Below are 21,583 nucleotides of genomic sequence, written 5' to 3'. Positions count from 1 at the left end.
CCATGTCCTTCATCCGCTCGATCTCCGGTCTGCGTGCAACTCTTGGTGATGATCTTACCCCATCTCTTGTGGCCGACTATGCCCTTGGTTTTGCTGCCATCCTGCCACCTGGACCAATCGTACTTGGCAGGGATGGACGTCCAAGCGGCCTGTGGATAGAGCACGTGGTTGTTGGTGCCCTACGTGCCGCTGGACGCACAGTGCGTGTGCTGGGTATGGCCACCACACCGACAGTTCAGCTGATGACCGAACATTCCGATGCTGTTGGTGGCATTGCGATAACGGCTTCGCACAATCCTGCTCCGTGGAATGGATTGAAGTTCCTCGATGAAGGGGGCGTCTTCCTTGATGCTACTGCTAACTCAAAACTTTGGTCGGCCGTCGATCAACGATCCTTCCCTCTCTCCGCCGATCAACAATCGGGCAACCTCGAACTTGTTGATGATGCAGCAGAGTTGCACATCGACCGAGTTCTCGATCTTGATGCTGTTCGTTCTGCGCCAAAGGCCAACGGAGAACGTGTTGTTGTTGACGCCGTGAATTGCTCAGGCTCATTCATCGTGCCGGCTCTCTTGGAAGCTCTCGGATACACTGTTATCAGGTTGTTCGCCGATGGCTCGGGAGTATTCCCACACGTACCGGAGCCGATCTCGGAGAATCTCACGCAACTCGGTGATGCCGTTCGGGAACACGCGGCTGCATTCGGAGTGGCTGTTGATCCCGATGCCGATCGATTGGTTCTGTTCGATGAAACAGGCACGCCAATTGGAGAAGAACGCACCATCACCCTTGCAACGGAGGCTGTGATGGCCCTTGGAACACGAGGCGACGTGGTGGTGAATTATTCCACGACGCGAGCTGTGGATGACATTGCCGTCGAACATGGATACGTTACCCATCGCGCGGCTGTTGGCGAGATCAATGTTGTACGTATGATGCAACGCGTGAATGCCGTGATCGGCGGTGAAGGTTCCGGCGGTGTGATCTATCCGGCGTGCCATGCCGGACGTGACAGCATTGTTGGTCTCGGTCTTATCTCGGCCCTGCTGCGTCACCGCAACACCACGCTTGGTCAGGCATGTGCCAAACTTCCGCAGTATGAAATGGTCAAGACCAAGATCGACCTCCCTCAGGGCTTCGATCTAGAGTCACTCCGTCTTTCCGTTGTTACGTCATTCTCTGATGCTACACTCTCCACGGATGACGGAGTACATGCTGCCTGGCCCGACCGTTGGGTCCATGTGCGTGCGTCCAACACCGAACCCATTATGCGCATCATTGCAGAAGCCCCTTCTCGAGATGAAGCCAATGAACTTGTTTCCCGCGTTCGCTCCCTGATCAATGGATAACACCGCACATTTGAGAGGCATCGTTGATGCCCGGGCCGTCCTTGCACTTTGTGTTCGTGACGCCATCGATCGTGGACTCGCAACGATGAAGGCCGAGGATCATTCCAGCGTAGAGGGCACGTTCACGGTGGTACGGGATGAAAAGAGCGGCAATGTCCTCTGCGTGCTTGACGCCCTGCTCCCGGCAGAGAGTCCGTTCGATGATGTACCGCGGGACCGACTCCGCAGTGTTGCCTCGCGCCTGCAGGCCCCGTACTTCATGCTCACGAATTTCCGTCGAGTGGTTACCTACCGCACCGACGCTGTTACCCGCCGCATGCCCGATGAGGATCAGGTGGTAGGATGGCAGGCAGGGGGCGATATTCAATCGCTTGATGACGTACGTGTTGCTGCTTCGTCGATGAACGTTGGTACAGCGATCAAACATTCGCTGTCGTGGCTGAACATTGATTCCGCGCTCGACCCCGCGCAACGCGTCAAGGACGCCTCTGCATTCTTTGCTGAGCGCGTTACCTCCCTCTTTGACGATATGGTGCTTTGCACCGATGCCACAATCGGTCAGCGTGACGCCGCACTTCGTCTCGGTACAAGTGTATTGGCCTACGTCCTCATGCAGCTGCGCAAGCCGGGAGAGATAGACCGACTCTCCATTCCGTACGGAACGCAGAGTGCCGATCTCATGCTCGACCTGGTAGGCGCTTTCTTCCGTCAAGCCAGACGAAGGGGCTTTGCAATGCTTCCGTCACGTGTGGATGATGTGCATGTCTTGCCCAAGCGTGAGGCCATGTTCCGTATGACCTTGGCGGATCTCGTGCATTTCCTGCATCGCTTCGATCCGGAACGTCTCTCTGATACCGAGCTTCATCGAGCTGTTGATGCCGTCCTTCAGCGGTGCGCGCGCGTACAGCGGACGAGTGTTCCAACGATCGATGCAATCGACCTAGCGCTGCGTGCCGTGATCCATGTGCGTGGACGTATCAGTGGGAAGATGACCATGCTTGAGCTCGGTCCAACCCAGGGACTTGCAAGCGTACGACAGATCTTGATGTCGGGCAGCGACACCTGCGACGCACGCATCTACGCCCCTTCAGCCGATGATGAGCGTGCCGTGGTGTTGCGATCCAGCGGGAGGCTCGACGCCACCAATGATGTGCGGATCTTGCGGGACACCAAGGTTTCGAAGACACCGTGGGATCTTGTTGTTGCCTCGTCGACGGATCATCATGACCGTCACCGACTCCGACTCCTTCTCAGTAGAATGCCCATTGCCGATAACGGCGTGATCGTGCTATTCCTTCCTATGTCGAGCCTGCACGACGAAGAGTACGACGCCATGCGATACGCACTCACCTCGCGATTTGCCGTAGAGTGGGTTGTGGTCAGTGACGCAGAAGCGCTCGCAGAACCCGATACCGGTGTGTGTTGTGTTATTGCGCGCAAACTCCCCGAGGGTACGGTGCAGGAGCCCCCTGCTCGATTTGTCTATCTGAGACGTCCGATCGCTGCCTTCTTCCCTACATCAAAGGCATCGCGCGATCTCGAACAAGCACGTCTCAAGGCCCTCGATGAATTCGTTGCCTACCTCGATGCATCCGAGCGTGGCAAGCTCAACGATGAGGCCGTTGTACGAATGGTGGGTCAGACCACGTTGCGTGAGCGACCATCATGGGAGGACTTCCTGATTCCTCCTGACATTCTTGCATCGATCCTAGTGAAGACCGGACCACACCTCCGCTCGCTCAAGGATATCGCCGATGTGTCAGGGGGCATGCGGACCGGTGCCAACGACCTCTTTGCACCCAATACTCATGACATCGCCAATGACGATCTCGAGATGCAGTATTGGCAACGCGCGATGGATGACGGGTCAGTGCGCGACAATATCATCCTCACATCAGCCGATGATGTAGAGACCATGCTTGGACTTCCCCATTCGGACCGCAGGCTTCTGCTCCTGCCTACCGATCGTACAGAACTTGCCGGAACCAACGTACTAACACGCATTGAACGTGCAGAGCGAGACGGCATTCATTTGCGCTCATCGGTACGTCACCGCGAAGTGTGGTGGCACCTACAGCCCCCTGCCACACCTCATCTCATCATTCCCAAACATCAAAGCGACAGATGGTTGGTGTGTGCCAATTCCGTGCAGGCCTATATCACCGATGCCTTCATTGGGATCACACTCCACGAGCCAACGCGTGCTGATGCCTTGACCTTGTGGATGAATTCCTCCATGGGACTCTTCCTCACGGAACTCGTGCGCTTGGAAGACAACGTTCTTGATATCACCGTGCGGGATGCCCAGGAGTTTCCTGTTCCAACTGATACCATTCTTGACGCCATCGATCTCAAGCGTCACGCCCAATTGTCGCGCAGACCCATTCGTTCCCTCGTTGCCGAGCTTGGTGCCGCATCATCCGACAGTGTACGTCAGGAAACCATCCACCGCGATCGTCGCAAGCTTGATGAGTGGCTCATGCAGGACGTCTTTGCACTTACCGACGAAGAACAACGTTGGGTCTATCGTTTCGCCTTTGCCTGGTGGAACCGTCCAAGCAACGTCCGTCACCTCACCAACGCCCTTGCCAACGAACTCGAGCGCAAGCATAAGATCAAGCCATTGCGTCAGTGGTACACGCCCCTTCTCGAACAACTCCCCGAAGAACATCGCAGGACCATCATCGTCGACACCGGACTCACACGCGCAGAAGTCGATGGCACCATGTTCGGATGGCGTGTAACATGTTGGAAGGGGGCTCGCCAAGACACCGTGATCGACTGTGCATCACAAGAAGAGGCCGAGATCATTGCTCTCTTCCTCAACCTTGGTAAGGTGACCATTGAAGTACCGAGCGATGCCCCGATCATTGCTGACGTACTGCCACGTCTGCGCACCTTCAGCGAAGACCTCACACGTACACTCGACGATGTTACGTCCACCGTTCCCACAGACCTTCGTCCGGCCCTCGCTCGAAGTGTAAAGGCAACGATGACAGCGTTGTAGGGGTAGGGATTCGCTATTCGCTATTCTCTGTTCGCTGCTTTACCCCCATGACTTCGTCGCTTTACCCCCATGACTTCGTCGCTTTACCCCCATGACTTCGTCGCTTTACCCCCATGACTTCGTCGCTTTACCCCCATGACTTCGTCATGGGCTAGGTAACTTTCGCCCCTACGGGGCTGACCGAATAATCGCTATTCACTATTCGCTATTCGCTATTCTGAATTCGTCACGTTTCGCCCCCTTCCACGCACGATGAGGGATGGAACTCATCGATATCATTGCGTTGTCGTTTGCCGGACGACTCACTTCGGCTGAGGTGCGGGACCTTGCTTGCACGCACACAACACTGAATGATGCGCTGGAGGCCATTGGGCGACACCCGATGGACCTCGAGGAGCAGGCACAACGTCAGCATGAACGGTGCGAAGAACTTGGCATCAGCATCATCGCCTTCAATGATCCTCGCTATCTGCATCGATTACGTGCGATCGAGACACATCCGGCACTTCTCTATGTGAAGGGGGCGCTCCCTCCCGAATCTGATAGTTCTGTTGGAGTGGTCGGAACCAGATCGTGCACCATTCATTACGGCAAGCCGGTTACGGAAACGTTTGTTGAGGAGTGGACGAGGAGAGGTTGTACCATCGTAAGTGGACTCGCGAACGGCATCGACATGATCGCCCACGAGACATGTCTACGTCACGGCGGAAAGACCATTGCTGTGATCGCCAGCGGACTCGACAAGATCACCCCCATCCCTGCCAATGACCTTTCCGACCGCATCGCGCAGAATAGCGGCTGCGTGATATCAGAACATGCTTGTGGGATCAAGGCACAGCCACCCTATTTCCCGGCTCGCAACAGGATCATCAGTGGGTTGAGTGATGCCATCGTCGTGATCGAAAGCAAGAAGAAAGGGGGCGCCTTGATCACCGCCGACTTCGCGTCGAAACAAGGTAAGGCGCTCTACGCGGTGCCCGGTCCCATCAACTCCACGCGAAGTGAGGGGTGCAATGCGCTTATTAGGTCGGGTCAAGCTCAATGCCTTACAACTGCTGACGATGTATCTAACGACGTAAACCTCTCACACAACCAGGAGCCCCTTTCCAACTCCTGCTCCATCCCCGGACTCGATGATGGCGAGCCACATCTCGTTGATGAACTCGCAATACGATGGCAGTGTACGATCAGCGAAGCTCTCTCGCGGCTCATGGCCTTGGAGATGGAGGGCAAGGTGCAGCAGCTGCCCGGGCAGCGGTATGTGGGGAGGTGAGATACGGAGATACGGAGATACGGAGATACAGAGATACGTGGTTACGGGGTTACGGGGTTACGGGGTTACGGAGTTACGGAGATACGGAGGTACGGAGGTGCCCATCTCTTGTGTCGTGGACTATCGATGTAATTTGTTGTTGGCGATTCCTATCCATTGGCGCAAATATGAAGTACTGTCTTGCAATAGCAATCCTCCTTGTGGCGTGTACCATGTATGGTCAGACGAGAGACCGGCGTGCTCTGCTCATAGTCAACGGACGCGTCAATGAGATATCCGTGTCTCCTACCGAAGAGATTTGGTTGGTATCGGCCACATGTGCTGCTTACTACACCAAGAGTATAGATTCCACTTGGACAACTGACAGTTCTTTGAACAACGAGAATAATGAGGCTTTCGATCATCAATCTTATGAACGGATCTCGTTCTTCGACAAAGACACCGCAATATTATCGGGATACATCTCAGCCGTGGACACGGGCTATAACCCTCGGAAAAATGGGTACTACCGAACGACAGATGCCGGTAAAACATGGAACTTGATGGATTACGGTGGTAATTCGTGGATATACACCATTTGTACGAGCGATCAAGGTCATGCCTGGATGGGTGGGTTGTCAAAGCAAGTTTTCTATACGAAGGACTACGGTCGCAGTTGGACAACTAAACAGCTACCCTATTCATCCTCCGATAGGACGTATGGCATCAGCATGCGATCGTCGGGCATCGGAGTGGCAAGTTCTGACAACAATGAGATTGTCGCAACAACTGACAACTGGAGTTCGGTCACCCACCTGCCAACTCCACTAGACCAAAATCTGATTCTGGTCAATCGAGAGGTTCAGGGTACTGATATCCGCATTTCAAAAATCGCACTCTGGAATGAGTTCATCATCGTGAAGCAGGCTGGACGTGTGTTTATCACACCTCGTCATCCTATCTCATGGGCGCCCTTTCACTATGACATTTATGATTTTGCAATTGATGCCAATACACAGAAGCTCTTCGCTGTAAAGGCGGACCTAACTGTTCTCGCATTTACCAGTCCTATAGCGTTTCACAACCTACGTAGGGAAGCACTTTCCTGTCATCCATTCGACTTAAAAGCTGTTAACAACAGTTTGTTTGCATTGTGCTTAAACAACGAAGTGTACAAGGTCAGCGAGAGCAGGTTTATTCGCACACGACCATACACGTTAGACCTTGCCATACCAGAACCTACATTCGTCATGCGTTCTGGTAAAACGAAATGGGGCGTCTCTGGAGATCAGATCTATATGGCCGAAGATGACAGCTCGGGTTGGTATAGAGACAATGTTCTTGGCTTCTATGTAAGTGGTTGCAAGCAGATCTCAGACAGTGTTGCGATACTTTGGGATGGATACAATACCAACTACCTTTACTCTATTTACGACCGTACAGCAACTGTGTACGTTCCAACACTCTCACTCAGTGATTTTATCGGTTCTCAAATGGCATCACTTTCAATTTCGTCGGTTAGTAGTGGTTGTTTCAATCACGACGATGACATCGTTGTGTATAACCGTACCAAAGATGGAACACTTCAATCGACTAATGCTTCCATTCGCCGGAAGACAAATTCGAAGTTCTTCCGTTTCAGAAACAGTATTCGAGTCGACTCACTACACCGTGCTCTCGATGACATCAATTCTAGTCCGGCGACCATTCCCTCTATAAGAAACTTTCGTATTACGTCTCGGGACAGATCTAACTACCTCACGATGGTCGACGAGATAGTTAGGAACAACAAGAAATACAATGAATTTGCCGAAACTAGTTTTGACAAGAGTTTCTACTATTCCGTCCCGAATATCCTAGATTCACTGCCAGACTCTATCCTCACACAAGTACTTAGTAGTCGCGAGCGTTTCGCTAGCACTTCGAGCTATACTATGACCGTAAAGCTTGTCAACAACAATGGCGACACACTTTTTGCAACTCGCCACAGCTACTCTCATGGATATCCTTGGAATCTTCCATGGAAGATTGAATATAAGGGGCTAGTATTCACAAACTACAGCATCGAGTTCTCGCGTTTCATCAACTCGTGCATCCCAGACGGCTTCATAGGCAAGGAGGTTTTTGACAATCGGATGTTGATAATGAAGATTGCGAACTACTTGAACGCACTCCGCAAGTAAATTGAATACAAATATCACACCTGATACTCATCCTTTGTCTAACACCGCCTTTTCTCGCTGTCGCTACCTATCTCATGCTTGTTGACCGCCCATTCTTCTGGAGGACTGTTGCTGCACATGGAGTGATCTTTGCTTGCTACATGTCGATGTTGCACTTTTTCTCTCAAGAGATCACCGGTCACGATGAATACGGATTGGGACGCCTGACTCTTACATTGCTCATCATTGTCGTGCATATCATATTCGGTTTCATTCATGGGCTCTATATTCGAAGAAAGTATGAACGACAGGAGTGAGCAGCAGCTATGAGTGGCACGGTCATGGACAGTACGTCTGATGGAATTGAATACTATCACGGCACCAAGGCCGAACTGAACGTCGGCGACCTCATAGAGCCGGGGTTTCGTTCGAACTACGGTAGTCGAAGACAAGCACTTTACGTTTATCTCACGGCTACGCTCGATGCTGCTGTATGGGGTGCTGAACTCGCTCAAGGGGAAGGGGCTGGCAGGATCTACGTCGTGGAACCAACCGGTTCTATTGAAGATGATCCCAACCTCACCGACAAGAAGTTTCCGGGCAATCCAACACGCTCATATCGAACGAAGGATCCGCTTCGCGTAGTTGGCGAGATATCAGAATGGCAGGGACATACTCATGAACTACTCACAACGATGAAGGATAACCTGGATCGCTTAAGAGAGCTCGGGGTTGAAGCGATTGAGGAGTAAGGAGGTATGCTGATCCAGAGGTTACGGGGTTACGGGGTTACATGGTTACGGGGTTAAATGGTTACGGGGTTACGCACTAACATTGTAGTTCCAACACGACAGCGTAGGTTCGTGTCTATCACTCAACAGCAGATAGAGGTCACTGGTTTCTGGATGGCATCCTATCGTTGGGTACAGCAAGCCGAGAGCCGCAATGAGGAAGTAGACGTAAACATTCATTGGAAGAAATTTAGAGATGCTTCCATAACAAGAACATTGTGAAGAGAAAAGGTCAACTAGAGAGAATGAAATAATATGGAAGTCACACCAGAGCATATTGCCCGAGTTGCGAAATTGACCTTTGCCTCCGTCTATCCGCATTACGTTGCGAAAGTTGAAAGAAAGGGCAGAACAAAAGATGAATTGCATCAGGTGATCCAGTGGCTCACGGGATTTGACCTCGAGCAACTGCAAGCACTCATCGATGACAAAGCAACTTTTGACACGTTCTTTCAAAGAGCAAGGTTGCATCCAAACGCTGCACTGATCACAGGGGTGATATGTGGCTATCGAATCGAGGACATTGACGATCCACTCACAAGGCAAGTCCGGTATCTGGATAAGCTTGTAGATGAATTGGCGAAGGGTCGCCCCATGGAGAAGATACTCCGCAACCCAAAGCTTTAAGGTTTTACCAGTTGGTCTATACAAACGATTTGTTGGTAGGTTTGGAGTGGGACAGGGACGAGATTCATTATCATTCTCACTACCATGCAACTGCTACCGATTCTCGGAATCATCCTTTTGATTCTCATTTCTGGACTACGTATTGCTCAAGAATACCAACGTGCCGTCGTTTTCCGACTCGGACGATTCCGCTCGATCAAAGGTCCGGGGCTTTATTGGCTCATTCCATTTATCGACAGACAGCAGTGTGTTGATATTCGAACAAAGACGGTGGATCTTGAACAACAAGAAACGATCACCAAGGACAGCGTAACGATCAAGGTCAACGCAGTGTTGTGGTTTAAGATTACGAATGCTGAAGACGCCATCATCAAAATCGCCGACTACAACAAAGCCGTGTATCAGTTTTCGGTCACTGCTCTGCGGAACATCATCGGCCAACACACGCTTGACGAAGTACTGCGTGAACGAGAACAGATCAATGGTACTCTGCAAAAGATCGTTGATTCAACAACCGAGCCCTGGGGAATCAAGATCGAAATGGTCGAAATGAAGGACGTTGAGATCCCTGAAGCGATGCAGCGTGCGATGGCAAGAGAGGCTGAAGCTATTCGAGAAAAACGTGCACGGATCGTAAAAGCTGAGGCCGAATTGGAGGCTTCGATCAAATTGACCCAAGGTGCAAAGGAAATGGAAGGCAGTCCAATTGCACTAGAGCTTCGACGTATGCAGATGCTTTCCGAGATCGGTATTGATAACAACACCACAACTGTCATTCTTATGCCGTCCGACTTTACAAACGCCGCAAAGAGTTTTACAGAAATGGTCACCATGAACAAGCAAAACGCTGGTCAATAGTCGAAGATCACATGCCAGATTCTTTCACACTCGTCGGATCTGATGATGTCACACAACATTGGTACCAAAGAAGCCCCTTTGCAGCTTAAGACTCCGCCTTTGACGAGCGAGTACACCATGCACGTGGATGTTAAGGACGGCAAGGATGTGCTTGTTTGTACTGTAGGCAAGACTGTATTGCTCTATGATATCCATTGCTTAGAGGATCTGCACGCTATGCTCAAGAAACATGGTGATTGGATGGACCTTGGTAGTGCGGATGAGCAGAAGCCAGCTAAGGAAGGGACCGTTGAAGCATGGGGTCGATCAGAGAACAATCCGGTGAAGGGATGGTATGGATTGAAGAAGGGGCTCCGTGGTCGTTTTGGCATGTACATCCCGCCCCTTATGGAACACCTGGGCCTGGCAGAGGTGACGCATGATGCCAAGGGCAATAAGATGAGGGCAAAGTGACCCCTATCTTCTTCACTTCGCAATGTTCTTAAAAAACAATTCAAGCGCAACAAAGCAGCATGGGAGTTCTTTGTCGAACAAGCCCCCTCCTACAAGAAAGTAATGACGCACTGGATCATGAGCGCAAAACAAGAGAAGACGAGAGTATCGCGGCTGGAGAAGACCATAGAAACTAGCGCCAAACAACAGCGAGTGGATCTGTACGGAAGAAGAACGAAGCGCGTCGATTGAGCTTTTCATTACTTAGCGACTTCTACGAACACCTTAAGGACAGATCATGAAAAAGAACGTCTTTCTCACCGTAGCATTACTAACCTCGTTCTGTTGCGGCTTTGCGTTTAGTGAAATGATGGCAGATGCTGTTGTTGTTGACAACACCACTATGAAGCGAGTAACAAGCATAGGCGGAATCTTTTTTAAGTGCAAAGACCCGAAGAAAGTGAGGGAGTGGTATCATACACACCTTGGCCTGAACACCAATCAATACGGATCCGTGTTTGAATGGCGTCACGCAACCGACTCTTCGAAAAAGGGGTTTTCGCAATGGAGTCCGTTTGGTGAAAAGACCAAGTACTTCGAACCATCAACAAAGGAGTTTATGATAAACTACCGCGTTGAGAATTTGATTGGACTTGTTGAGGAGCTAAAGAAAGAAGGCGTTACGATAGTCGATACCGTTGAATCATACGATTACGGCAAGTTTGTCCACATCATGGACATTGAAGGAAACAAGATTGAGCTGTGGGAACCGAATGACGTTGAATACGAGAAGTTGGGAACGCAGCTTGGAACAGAAACAACTAAATAGTAGGCACGATCATGGCTCAGAACAGCGCAAAGAAAATCTCCTCATCGCAACGCGAAGAACTACTTGCAATTCTTGAATCTCGCTTTGTAAATAACATGAAGCGACATAAGGGACTTGTCTGGACCGATGTGCTTGCCCGCATTAAGGCCAGCCCAGAAAAGCTGTGGTCACTCAATGAAATGGAGATCACAGGGGGAGAGCCAGATGTTGTAGGCTATGACAAAGGCACAGGTGAGTATATCGTGGTTGACTGTTCTGCGGAGAGTCCGAGCGGACGTCGCAGTCTATGTTATGATCGGAAGGGGCTTGAGTCGCGCAAAGAACATCACCCCGAAAACACGGCCATAGATATGGCCACGTCAATGGGTGTTGAACTCCTCACCGAAGCTCAATACCGAGATCTTCAGAAGCTTGGTCGGTTCGATGCTAAGACATCCAGCTGGCTGCTCACTCCCCCGCCCATACGCGACCTCGGCGGCGCCATCTTTGGCGACTTCCGCTACGGCACCGTATTTGTCTATCACAATGGTGCGCAGTCCTACTATGGCAGCCGTGGCTTCCGTGGCGCACTAAGAGTCTAGATTCAACGCATAACGGAATTATCTTGCAAAGTTGATGGTCGCCACTAGCCGCCCTATTTCGTACACATTATCAGATGTTTGCCATGATGCTTTCGTTGGCCATTCTAACTTCACTTTTCTTCGTCATCGGTTCGGAGACAATCGATGCTCCGGACAGAATCGGTGTAAGTGGACCCATTTCATTCAATGGTACACAATTCAGTTTGGCTTGGTCTCAGAAACCACGTGACACGTATTATGTACAGGAATACTTGCCCACTGGCGAAGAGCTCGAATCTTTCAACCAGATGATGGCAATTCACCTCTTCATCCTTGATATCAAGATCGAAGACGCTGTACGACAGAAGGTCCAGCAGTTCAAGAACAGGCAGTTGACAGATAAGATTTGCCAGTTTGAAGTCACAGAAAGCCCAACGGGAGATGAATTCATCGTTGACTGTATAATGAGCGTAAGCAAGGATGATCAGATTACACTTGTTGAGTTCAACGTAAACAGATTCAAGAGAGTTGCCATCGGATCTGGAAAAACCGGAATTCTCGTATATGCATACTCCCTTCGCAGCTATGGGGATAATGTTTTGCACTTTCTGGACACTCTCACGGAAGTTCGCGCAACACACCTGAACGCCATGATTGCGACTACACTGCCATCGATCATTGTAAAAAATGACTAAAGAGCTATCTGAGAAGCCTCTCTGGTGATGGGGACAGTCATACGAAGGCAACAGCTAACTAGTAACCAGTAACTAGTAACTTGCCCCATGTCCATCCAGTCGCGAAAAGAAGAACACGTCAACCTCGCCCTCTCCGGCAAAGCCACCTTCCGCGAGAAGTCCAACGGTTTTGACCGATATGAATTCGTCTACAATGCCCTGCCGGAGATCGATCTTGCGGATGTGGAAACCCAGACGGAGTTCTGCGGGATGGCACTGCAAAGCCCCTTGCTTGTGACGGGGATGACAGGGGGCTATCCCGACGCAGAGAGGATCAACAAGGGGTTGGCCGAAGCGTGCGAGACATGCGGGATAGCGATGGGCGTGGGTTCTATGCGCGCCGCATTGGAACACCGGGAATTGGAATCAACCTTTGCCGTTGTGCGAGATGTTTCGAATCGCGTACCGATCATCGCCAACATCGGCGCCGCCCAGGCCGCTGTGTGGCACCGCGAAGGATCTCTGCATTCCTATGTAGAGCGAGCCGTAGCCATGACCGGTGCCTCGGCCCTTGCCGTACACCTCAACCCGCTTCAGGAGCTCTTGCAGCCCGAGGGCGAGCCACGGTTTCGCGGCGTTCTCGATGCCATTGCCACCCTGGTTCGCTCAGAACAGATAGCGATCGTTGTAAAGGAAGTTGGCGCTGGTATTTCTGGCGACGTTGCGCGCAGGCTTGCCGATGTGGGTGTGACCATGATCGACGTAGCCGGCGCCGGCGGAACGTCGTGGGCTGGCGTGGAGATCCTCCGTCGTAGCGACGCCGAGACCGTAGACCACCTCTGGGACGTTGGCATCCCCACCGCCGAATGCATTACGCAATGTGTCGGCATCGTCCCCACGATCATCGCCTCCGGAGGCATTTCCAACGGCACAGAGGTGGCCAAGGCCGTTGCCCTCGGCGCCCGGCTCGTGGGAAGTGCTCGCCCCATACTTGAGGCATTTGCGGCAGACGGAACAAAGGGTGTTGTTGCTCTGGTCCGACTTTGGGAACTTCAACTACGACAATGGATGTTTCTCACGGGGTGTCAACACCTGAACGATCTGCACCGTCCAACCATCCTCCACCGCCTTCAATGACCACAGCCCAACTCGCCCCCTACCTCAGTGATGTAGAAGGGGCTCTGCACAGCGCCTTGAACGAGTTCACTGAACCAGCGTGGTTGTATGATCCCGTACGGTATCTCTTTGAAGGGGGCGGTAAGCGTATCAGGCCGATCCTTACCCTGCTTGCGTGTGAGAGTGTTGGTGGTGAACGTGCGGCTGCATTGCCTGCTGCCGTTGCTGTAGAGCTATTGCACAACTTTACGTTGGTGCATGACGATATCATGGACAGCTCGGATAAACGGAGGGGACGAGACACCGTCCACGTACGATGGAATCAGAGTGCTGCCATCCTTGCCGGTGATGTGATGATGGGCATGGCCATGCGCCTACTCATGCGCAGTGCTCATCATGCGCCACGTCCACTTGATGTGATCGACGCTTTCTCTACCGGGCTCATCGAAGTATGTGATGGTCAGGCCCTCGATCTGGCCTTTATGGACCGGGATGACGTTACGCCCGAAGAATACTTCACGATGATCGAGAAGAAGACCGCTCGCCTACTCGAGATGTCAGTAGCTATTGGAGCCAACGTTGGCGGAGCAACAAACGGTCGAGTCCAAGCCTTGCGCAACTTCGCACGCTTGATCGGCATCGCATTCCAGATGCAGGACGACATTCTCGACATCACCGGCAGCGAAGCCTTTGGCAAATCACCCGGCGGAGATATCGTAGAAGGCAAGCGCACATGGCTCATGCTCGAATGCGCCCGTCGTGTACGTGAAGACCTCGATGCACGTCCGGAACACACCGCCCTCATCGCCACCTTCTTTGCAGACAACGGTCTTGGTCGAGAACACGTCACTGATGTGATCTCCATGATGGACGCCTATGGTGTTACCCAAGACGCCACCGCCCTTGTTGAGAAGTTCACCAACGACGCCTTCGAGCACCTGCACCATGTTCCGGAGAGTCCGGCAAGAGACCTGCTGGAAGTGCTGGCGAAGATGTTGATGGCGCGGAGTGTTTGAGGTTACGGGGTTACGGGGTTACGGGGTTACGGGGTTACGGGGTTACGGTTTTCGACGATCGTACAATTGATCGAAGTAGAGATCTAACGATTCTAATCTCTTCCAGTAGTTCTTTCCTATCAACTGCATTGATTATTCCTGGATGAGATGATAAGAGTCCAACCCAATACAGAGTTTCTGCCAACTCTTTCTCTGCGATCTTAAGCTTGTGTATAAAGTCGCGGCGTGATTCAGCGTACTTGGCTTCACGCACATTGGCACCTACAGAGGTACCTGCACGATACAGTTGCGTCAAGGCACTGCGATCTATCCAATGGGAATCTCGCAACGCATGGCACGTAGATCGTATGAGTCTAGCCATCATTACAGAGTGATGTTGAAGTTGGCCATTTGCCTCACTCCCGAAATCAAGGTCGAGTTCTTTTTCCATATTTCTATGTGCATCTCATCAACAATAACGTGACGTAACCCCGTAACCTTGTAACCCCGTAACCCCGTAACCCCGTAACCTTGTAACCTTGTAACCTTGTAACCTTGTAACCTTGCAACCCCGTAACTTCGCACATGAGAATTACAATCCTCGGTGCCGCCAAGAGCGGTTTGGCGGCAGCAGAACTTGCGGTGCGAAACGGTGAGACAGTGTTTGTGTCTGATGCAAAGCCCCTTGAAAAAGCGGGTGATGCGGTGGAGTTTTTGGCGTCGCGAAACATTGCATCGGAGTTCGGTGGACATACAGATCTGGCAACCAAGGCCGACCTTATTGTTGTGTCTCCGGGTGTGCCCCCTACCAACCCTGTTCGTGTTGATGCCGAGCGTTTGGGCATTGAGGTTATTGGTGAGCTCGAGTACGCAAGTAGGTTTCTTACCAACCCCATCGTAGCGATCACGGGTACGAATGGGAAGACAACAACAACGGCATTAACGGCGCATGTTTTGAATGAAGGGGGCAGGCCGGCCGTCGCAGCGGGGAATATCGGAACGCCGCTCAGCAGTCTTGTAGGGACGATCGATCCGGCCATGATCATCGTTGCTGAGTGCAGCTCCTATCAGCTCGATACCACGAGAACGTTCAGTCCGCACGTGAGTATGCTCCTGAACATCACACCTGATCATCTCTCGTATCATGGGAGCTTTCAACAGTACGTGCATGCGAAGTGGAAAATTGCTGAGCACCAACGGGCAAATGACGTTGTAGTTTTGAATGCCGACGATGCACACGCAGCAAACGCAGCGTCGGTAGCTCGGGGTATGGTACGCTTCTTCAGTCTCCTCAAAGAGGTTGACGGAGCATTCGTCCGGGGGGACGAAATCATACTTCGGGATCAGCAGCATAACGAGGAGATCCTCATGCCCTTGCGACGTCTTGGGCTGCCTGGAGCGCACAATGCGGCGAACTCCATGGCGGCAGCACTAGCAGCGCGTGCCTTTGAGGTGCGTAATGAGAACATTCGGGATTCGCTGGCGTCGTTCAACGGCGTAGAGCACCGACTCGAACACGTCCGCGTCCACCGCGGCGTACGATACATCAACGACTCCAAAGCAACCAACGTGAATGCCGCGTGGTTTGCGCTGTCCAGCTACGATCATCCGATCGTGTGGATCGCCGGAGGAAGGGGTGACAACAACGACTACGCCGCCCTCGACGACCTCGTAGCCGAGAATGTGAAGGCCATTGTCTGTATGGGTGAAGATGCTGATGCGATCTTCAATCATTGGTGCACCACCAAGCGATGTGTGAAGGTAGCATCCATGGAAGAAGCCGTCCACGCCGCCGCAGACCTTGCACGGTCGGAAGATGTTGTACTCTTCTCTCCTGCCTGCAAGTCCTTCGACATGTTTGCAAACTTCGAGGAACGGGGCAGGGCTTTCAAGGCCGCAGCGAACGCGCTCTGACTTGGTGCCGGGTGTCATAGATGCCGGGTGTCATGTGGCACTTTTTAGGGTCATCATGCGTTATCACGCTCCATGCCCACTCCCCTGATCGAGATCCACGATCTCCATAAACACTATGGCGACTTCCATGCGGTGAACGGACTCAGCCTTTCCGTTGCCCAGGGAGACGTCTACGGCTTCCTTGGACCCAATGGAGCCGGAAAGAGCACCACCATACGGATGATGCTTTCGCTGATCCGTCCTACGTCGGGCTCGATACGGGTGTTCGGACTCGATCTCACAACACATCGGAGCGAGATCCTCCGTCGGATCGGGGCCATCGTAGAACGTCCGGACTTCTACAACTACCTCACTGCTCGACGCAACCTTGAGCTCCTCGGCAGACTCAGCGGTGCTGATGTCTCCACACGTTCCATCGATCGTATCCTTGGCATCGTTGGCCTAGCAAGCAGAGCATCGAGCAAGGTGAAAACGTTCTCACACGGAATGAAGCAGCGTCTGGGGATCGCTCAAGCACTTCTGCATTCGCCTGACCTCATCGTCCTCGATGAGCCAACAACCGGACTTGACCCACAAGGCATGGTGGACATCCGCGACCTGATCCTCGAACTGGCCGCCGATCACAAAAAAACGGTCTTCCTCTCCTCGCACATCTTGCCGGAAGTAGAACTCACTGCCACACGCATGGTGATCATCAACCGTGGGAAGGCAGTTGTAGAAGGGGCTGTGCAAGACCTGTTAAATGCCGGACGTCTCAAGGTCACGATCGAAACGTCGGAAGTACAACGCGCACTCGAAATGATCCGTGCTACGCCCCTTTCCTCTCACATCCAATCATCAACGGATGGTGCTATCATCATGATGATGGAACGTGAAGAGATCTCGGGTCTGGTGGCACACCTTGCCGACGCACGTATACCTCTCTCGGCTGTCTCCCCTGTTCGCTCCCTCGAAGAATATTTCATCTCGCTCACGCAGGAGGTATCATGATCGGCACTGCCTATCGCGTTGAGATGAGTAAGGTCTTCTCGAAATGGCGCACGTTCATCGGATTCATCGCCCTGGGTGTGTTGATTCCCGTGGTTGTTGCTGCTATGGGCATTGAAGGTGGACAATACCTTGGATTTGCAACGCAGGCCCTGAAGCAGACGTTTGATTTCACCGGGAACCTGATGAACGGATACACGGTGTCCTACATCATCTTCGGATCGTTGTATGTGCACGTGCCGTTTCTCATCACTCTCGTTGCCGGTGAGGTGCTTGCCGGTGAAGCAACAGCGGGGACGTATCGATTGCTGCTAACTCGACCTCTTTCGCGCTCTACGATGGTGTCGGCAAAGTTCCTTGCCACACTCACCTACACAAACCTCCTCGTGCTCTTCATGGCCGTGATGTCTCTCGGTCTTGGCATCGCTCTTCTCGGCACCGGCGAGGTAGTTGTGATCCGTTCGCAGATCACCATCATCGCAGAGAACGATCTGTGGTGGCGTTTCACACTGGCCTATGGCTTTGCAGCATTGGCCATGACCACCGTTGCCAGTGTGGCCTTCTTGTTCTCGTCGCTTGTGGAGAACGCCATCGGTCCCATCATGACGACCATGGCCATCATCATTGTGATGACCATCATCTCTGCCATCGACATCCCGATCTTCGACTACCTGCGTCCGCTCTTTTTCACCAATCACATGAACGGGTGGAAGTTCCTCTTTGACGATCCCGTCAACTGGACCAAGGTGAGCATCTCCGCCAGCGTCTTGCTCACGCACATCATCGGCTGTTATACGGCAACGCAGATCATCATGCGTCGAAAGGACATACTTACGTGACCCGTTTCCTCCTCATCGTATTGGTGTTGCTAGCCCCTTCCCTCGTCCAAGCTCGTACAGCTACAGAACTTCTGAACGAGCTCAAGGCCAAGATGCAGCGGGTAAAGCGCTACACCGCAGAACTCTCGATCAAGGTTGACGTGCCCTTCATGAAGGTGCCTGTCTCAACAGCAACACTCACCCATGTCGCACCCGATAAGACAACGATCGACGCTCCGGGATTTGCAATGATCCCTAAGCAAGGGGCTGATATGAGCGCGCTGAAACTCCTCAGCAAGGACTTTGCCGCTGTCGATATGGGTACAGAGCAATGGCAAGGAATAACGATGCGCAAGATCAAGGTGTTGCCGGCTGATGAAGAGTCGGACGTTGTTGTTGCCACACTCTGGATCGACACCACAATGATGATTGCACGCAAGGTGGTCTCTACCACAAAGAAGGCCGGCACCATCACCGCCGAACTTGTCTATGATGATGCAAAGGCCCGTGAATATGGCCTACCGAGTTATACCAAGATCATGATGGAGATCGGATCGTTTGAGATCCCGAAGTCGATGTCGGGCGATTTTAACGAAAGCTCCCGCGATACTAAACCCAAGAGCGGATCGCAGAAAGCGGTAGTGGAGATATGGTATTCGAAGTTCAGAATAGCGAGTAGCGAATAGCGAATAGCGAATAGTGAATAGTGAATAGCGAATAGCGAATCGCGAATAGCGATCCTATCCTTTTCTCTTGAACTTGCAGCGTTTACTTGTGGATGTTTGCTATCGTAGAATGATCATGCTCTTCGTTTCGACTACGTCACCTGTTTGCAATCGGTAGTTGTAAGCTCCACTCGAAAGCAACGTTGTTGAAAAGGTAACGGTGTAAGTACCTGGCTGCATTTGTTGATGAACAAGTACTGCTACTTTGTTGTTTGCACCGTCGAATAGATCTAAATCGACAGCCCCTTGACTCTGGATCCTGAAGCGGATCGTTGCCATATCGGATGCAGGGTTAGGGTAACTCTGTTCGAGGGTGTGTTGTACGGGAGTATCCGAAACTGAAGTTGAATCAACTTCGATGACCGATGTGACAACGCCACCGGTCGTGGTGCGAAGGATGATACCTCCGGCACCTACGATGGTGCCCGTGTTGGCGTCGGTAAAGAAGACTCTATATAGTTGCCCCCCCGAAGCAGGATATGATTGATGATTCCACGTAGACCCGCCATCTGTTGTTCGCAGAATTGTGCCTGAAGATCCAACAGCGGTTCCTGTATTAATGTCAGAAAAGTGTACGCTGTACAATATCGCCGTTGCGCCACTAAACTGCCTAGACCATGACATGCCACCATTTGTTGTACGATAAATACGTCCTTCCCAACCTACTACTGTCCCAGTGTTAGCATCGGTAAAAGAAGCATCCATGACACCCCAACCCTCGAAATATCCCTTTCCACTAGTATCCAGATCCTTCCACGTTTCTCCTCCATCCGTGGTACGTAGAATCGTACTTCCTATCACGATTCCTGAACGAACATCGCTGAAAGCAATGCACCAGAAGCGTTTTGATGAACCGCTCGGTTGACGCATCCATGTTTCGCCGTCGTCAGTTGAGCGCAGTATCGTCCCGTTTGAACCCACAGCAGTCCATGTACTCGCTCCAAGGAAGGCAACGTTGCCAAGATCGTCTCGGGTAACCCCTCTATATGACCAAGTACGTCCTGCATCAACTGTGCGATGAATCATTCCTCCGGGACCAACGGCAATCCCTCTTGTTGAATCTGCAAATGATACTCGACTGACGCTACCAGGAATTCCAGGCAAAAGGGAAGTCCATGTTGAGCCACCATCTGTAGTACGCATAAAATGAGAAGTTCTGGTGACAATGTTTCCAACATTAGTGCTCGTAAAGTAAACATCGTTCAAAGTTCTCGTTGTACCTTTAAAACACCTTATCCATGTGCCTCCACCATCAGTTGTGCGAATGATGGCCCCAGATCTCCCAACTGCCATCCAGTTTCGACTACCCCCGTACGTTATCGCATTAAGATATATCTCGGGAGCATAGACGTCTTTTTCGTGCAATCTAGACGACCAAGTCTGACCACCGTCAGTCGTTCGAATGACATTGCCCCAAAAAATGGCCAAACCTACAGTGTCATCGGAGAAGGCAATGGAGGACACGTGCTCACCACCCACTCTTTCTAAGTCCCCCCCTGACTCCCTCTCCCACGACGTTCCACCATCTGTTGTTCGGAGAACCAAACCGCGAGCTAATGAATCTTGTCCAGCCACAATTCCAGTATTCGTATCTGAAAAGTAAACATCCAAGAATAAATCATTCCTTCCCGTTCCCCTATATGACCATGTAGACCCACCATTGGTGGTTCGTAAGATATTTCCATATTCTCCAACAACAGTGCACGTGTTTGTATCTATGAAGTGTACTGAGTTCAGAGTTCCGGATATGGAGATTGGTAGAGGGGACCAAGTTGCACCTCCATCGAAAGTGTGGATGATCGTACCATCAGTGCCTACAGCCATTCCAACGTTCGCGTTGGCAAATGACACAGAGGTTAGGGTGTACGTTTTTCCACTTTCTTGGCGCGTCCACGTTTCGCCCCCATCGGTAGTGCGGAGGATAGTGCCACTATCGCCAACAGCAATGCCGATGTCTGCGTCTACGAAGAAGACACTTGAGAGCCAGCGTGTGGTGCCTCTCGACTGAATAGTCCAAGTGGTGCCGTCGTCTGTTGTCTTAAGGATAACACCTTCCCACCCGACTGCGAAGTACGTATTGGCAGAAGCATAATGTACATCAGAGAGAGAAATGGGCGTTGGTAGAGGACTCTGCACAACCCAGCCTGATTGCGCACGTGTGCCAAGGGAGCCGACAATGAGTAGGAGCGAAGCAAGAAACAGTACATGCTTGAACATAACATCTCCGTTTGGCGAATAGGGATTGTCCCCGGTACAACTATCAGCGAGTACATTCTCCCGTGCTAATAATACCGCATAGATTCGAAACGGGGATGGTAAATCCAGATATCGTTCCTCCCGCGTCACGTTCTCGGTGTTCCAGCGCACGTATGATTTGTGCGTGCCCCCTTCATCATCATCATTGCCGGTCCCAACGGAGTTGGGAAGACTACTGTCGACGTCATTAGACGATATGAGCGTTGCTTCGAGAATTTTCACGAACTTTAT

Annotated in this window: 19 protein-coding genes and 1 pseudogene; 18 read left to right on the top strand and 2 right to left on the bottom strand. The window is 51.8% G+C overall.

What is annotated here, in order from left to right; all coding sequences use genetic code 11:
- Positions 1-2: 2 nt before the first annotated feature.
- From IPI29_01230 to IPI29_01165, 14 genes and pseudogenes are all read left to right on the top strand, one after another.
- Positions 3-1,349, top strand: a complete 1,347-nt coding sequence (locus IPI29_01230) for a phosphoglucosamine mutase (protein ID MBK7411163.1) — start codon at positions 3-5, stop codon at positions 1,347-1,349.
- A complete protein-coding gene (locus IPI29_01225) occupies positions 1,342-4,356 on the top strand; it encodes a hypothetical protein (GenBank protein MBK7411162.1) in 3,015 nt (1,004 codons plus the stop codon). The genes IPI29_01230 and IPI29_01225 overlap by 8 nt, the downstream gene beginning before the upstream one ends.
- A 259-nt stretch (positions 4,357-4,615) precedes the next feature.
- Entirely contained in the window at positions 4,616-5,629 is a 1,014-nt protein-coding gene (gene dprA / locus IPI29_01220) for a DNA-protecting protein DprA (GenBank protein ID MBK7411161.1), read from the top strand.
- Positions 5,630-6,360: 731 nt separating this feature from the next.
- Positions 6,361-7,791, top strand: coding sequence for a hypothetical protein (locus tag IPI29_01215; GenBank protein MBK7411160.1), 1,431 nt, complete (start codon positions 6,361-6,363; stop codon positions 7,789-7,791).
- A gap of 320 nt (positions 7,792-8,111) precedes the next feature.
- Entirely contained in the window at positions 8,112-8,522 is a 411-nt protein-coding gene (gene arr / locus IPI29_01210) for an NAD(+)--rifampin ADP-ribosyltransferase (protein ID MBK7411159.1), read from the top strand.
- Between the two features lie 294 nt (positions 8,523-8,816).
- Positions 8,817-9,188, top strand: coding sequence for a DUF2200 domain-containing protein (locus tag IPI29_01205; GenBank protein ID MBK7411158.1), 372 nt, complete (start codon positions 8,817-8,819; stop codon positions 9,186-9,188).
- A gap of 84 nt (positions 9,189-9,272) precedes the next feature.
- Complete coding sequence (locus tag IPI29_01200) at positions 9,273-10,046, top strand: slipin family protein (GenBank protein MBK7411157.1); 774 nt, start codon at positions 9,273-9,275, stop codon at positions 10,044-10,046.
- A gap of 45 nt (positions 10,047-10,091) precedes the next feature.
- Positions 10,092-10,499, top strand: coding sequence for a hypothetical protein (locus tag IPI29_01195; GenBank protein MBK7411156.1), 408 nt, complete (start codon positions 10,092-10,094; stop codon positions 10,497-10,499).
- 30 nt (positions 10,500-10,529) lie between these two features.
- A pseudogene (locus IPI29_01190) lies at positions 10,530-10,730 on the top strand (YdeI/OmpD-associated family protein).
- Between the two features lie 151 nt (positions 10,731-10,881).
- Complete coding sequence (locus IPI29_01185) at positions 10,882-11,307, top strand: VOC family protein (GenBank protein ID MBK7411155.1); 426 nt, start codon at positions 10,882-10,884, stop codon at positions 11,305-11,307.
- Between the two features lie 11 nt (positions 11,308-11,318).
- Complete coding sequence (locus IPI29_01180; protein MBK7411154.1) at positions 11,319-11,888, top strand: DUF4256 domain-containing protein; 570 nt, start codon at positions 11,319-11,321, stop codon at positions 11,886-11,888.
- A gap of 83 nt (positions 11,889-11,971) precedes the next feature.
- Positions 11,972-12,562 (top strand): hypothetical protein, encoded by a 591-nt coding sequence (locus IPI29_01175; protein MBK7411153.1) that lies wholly within the window; start codon positions 11,972-11,974, stop codon positions 12,560-12,562.
- Between the two features lie 87 nt (positions 12,563-12,649).
- Positions 12,650-13,678, top strand: a complete 1,029-nt coding sequence (locus IPI29_01170; protein MBK7411152.1) for a type 2 isopentenyl-diphosphate Delta-isomerase — start codon at positions 12,650-12,652, stop codon at positions 13,676-13,678.
- Positions 13,675-14,673 (top strand): polyprenyl synthetase family protein, encoded by a 999-nt coding sequence (locus tag IPI29_01165; protein MBK7411151.1) that lies wholly within the window; start codon positions 13,675-13,677, stop codon positions 14,671-14,673. Before IPI29_01170 ends, IPI29_01165 begins: the two co-directional genes overlap by 4 nt.
- A 34-nt stretch (positions 14,674-14,707) precedes the next feature.
- Here the strand turns inward: IPI29_01165 and IPI29_01160 are convergent, their stop codons facing one another.
- Positions 14,708-15,037 (bottom strand): four helix bundle protein, encoded by a 330-nt coding sequence (locus IPI29_01160; protein MBK7411150.1) that lies wholly within the window; start codon positions 15,035-15,037, stop codon positions 14,708-14,710.
- 200 nt (positions 15,038-15,237) lie between these two features.
- On the opposite strand from IPI29_01160, the gene murD reads away from it, so the two are divergent.
- The 4 genes from murD (at position 15,238) to IPI29_01140 (ending at position 19,057) form a co-directional block, all read left to right on the top strand.
- A complete protein-coding gene (gene murD, locus IPI29_01155; protein ID MBK7411149.1) occupies positions 15,238-16,566 on the top strand; it encodes a UDP-N-acetylmuramoyl-L-alanine--D-glutamate ligase in 1,329 nt (442 codons plus the stop codon).
- A gap of 72 nt (positions 16,567-16,638) precedes the next feature.
- Positions 16,639-17,556: an ABC transporter ATP-binding protein gene (locus tag IPI29_01150; GenBank protein MBK7411148.1), complete on the top strand. Its 918-nt coding sequence runs from the start codon at positions 16,639-16,641 to the stop codon at positions 17,554-17,556.
- The gene (locus tag IPI29_01145; protein ID MBK7411147.1) at positions 17,553-18,392 is read left to right on the top strand and encodes an ABC transporter permease subunit; all 840 of its coding nucleotides are present in this window, start codon (positions 17,553-17,555) and stop codon (positions 18,390-18,392) included. The genes IPI29_01150 and IPI29_01145 overlap by 4 nt, the downstream gene beginning before the upstream one ends.
- Positions 18,389-19,057 carry a hypothetical protein gene (locus IPI29_01140; GenBank protein ID MBK7411146.1) on the top strand — a complete coding sequence of 223 codons (669 nt, stop codon included), beginning with the start codon at positions 18,389-18,391 and terminating at the stop codon, positions 19,055-19,057. The genes IPI29_01145 and IPI29_01140 overlap by 4 nt, the downstream gene beginning before the upstream one ends.
- 99 nt (positions 19,058-19,156) lie before the next feature.
- On the opposite strand, the gene IPI29_01135 is transcribed toward IPI29_01140, so the two are convergent.
- Complete coding sequence (locus IPI29_01135; protein MBK7411145.1) at positions 19,157-21,313, bottom strand: hypothetical protein; 2,157 nt, start codon at positions 21,311-21,313, stop codon at positions 19,157-19,159.
- Between the last annotated feature and the right edge of the window lie 270 nt (positions 21,314-21,583).

The organism is Ignavibacteria bacterium, assembly GCA_016707005.1.
Classification (GTDB): domain Bacteria; phylum Bacteroidota; class Ignavibacteria; order Kapaibacteriales; family Kapaibacteriaceae; genus UBA10438.
Note: the sequence above shows the minus strand (reverse complement) of the source record. Positions and strands in the feature narration are given on the sequence as shown.

Bases quoted from the DNA above. Each gene is read 5' to 3' on its own strand.
- IPI29_01185 (MBK7411155.1), top strand. From the start codon at position 10,882: ATGAAGCGAGTAACAAGCATAGGCGGAATCTTTTTTAAGTGCAAAGAC.
- arr (MBK7411159.1), top strand. From the start codon at position 8,112: ATGGACAGTACGTCTGATGGAATTGAATACTATCACGGCACCAAGGCC.
- IPI29_01135 (MBK7411145.1), bottom strand. From the start codon at position 21,313: ATGTTCAAGCATGTACTGTTTCTTGCTTCGCTCCTACTCATTGTCGGC.
- IPI29_01180 (MBK7411154.1), top strand. From the start codon at position 11,319: ATGGCTCAGAACAGCGCAAAGAAAATCTCCTCATCGCAACGCGAAGAA.
- IPI29_01170 (MBK7411152.1), top strand. From the start codon at position 12,650: ATGTCCATCCAGTCGCGAAAAGAAGAACACGTCAACCTCGCCCTCTCC.
- IPI29_01160 (MBK7411150.1), bottom strand. From the start codon at position 15,037: ATGATGGCTAGACTCATACGATCTACGTGCCATGCGTTGCGAGATTCC.
- IPI29_01205 (MBK7411158.1), top strand. From the start codon at position 8,817: ATGGAAGTCACACCAGAGCATATTGCCCGAGTTGCGAAATTGACCTTT.
- IPI29_01225 (MBK7411162.1), top strand. From the start codon at position 1,342: ATGGATAACACCGCACATTTGAGAGGCATCGTTGATGCCCGGGCCGTC.
- IPI29_01150 (MBK7411148.1), top strand. From the start codon at position 16,639: ATGCCCACTCCCCTGATCGAGATCCACGATCTCCATAAACACTATGGC.
- IPI29_01175 (MBK7411153.1), top strand. From the start codon at position 11,972: ATGATGCTTTCGTTGGCCATTCTAACTTCACTTTTCTTCGTCATCGGT.
- murD (MBK7411149.1), top strand. From the start codon at position 15,238: ATGAGAATTACAATCCTCGGTGCCGCCAAGAGCGGTTTGGCGGCAGCA.
- IPI29_01145 (MBK7411147.1), top strand. From the start codon at position 17,553: ATGATCGGCACTGCCTATCGCGTTGAGATGAGTAAGGTCTTCTCGAAA.
- dprA (MBK7411161.1), top strand. From the start codon at position 4,616: ATGGAACTCATCGATATCATTGCGTTGTCGTTTGCCGGACGACTCACT.
- IPI29_01195 (MBK7411156.1), top strand. From the start codon at position 10,092: ATGTCACACAACATTGGTACCAAAGAAGCCCCTTTGCAGCTTAAGACT.
- IPI29_01165 (MBK7411151.1), top strand. From the start codon at position 13,675: ATGACCACAGCCCAACTCGCCCCCTACCTCAGTGATGTAGAAGGGGCT.
- IPI29_01200 (MBK7411157.1), top strand. From the start codon at position 9,273: ATGCAACTGCTACCGATTCTCGGAATCATCCTTTTGATTCTCATTTCT.
- IPI29_01230 (MBK7411163.1), top strand. From the start codon at position 3: ATGTCCTTCATCCGCTCGATCTCCGGTCTGCGTGCAACTCTTGGTGAT.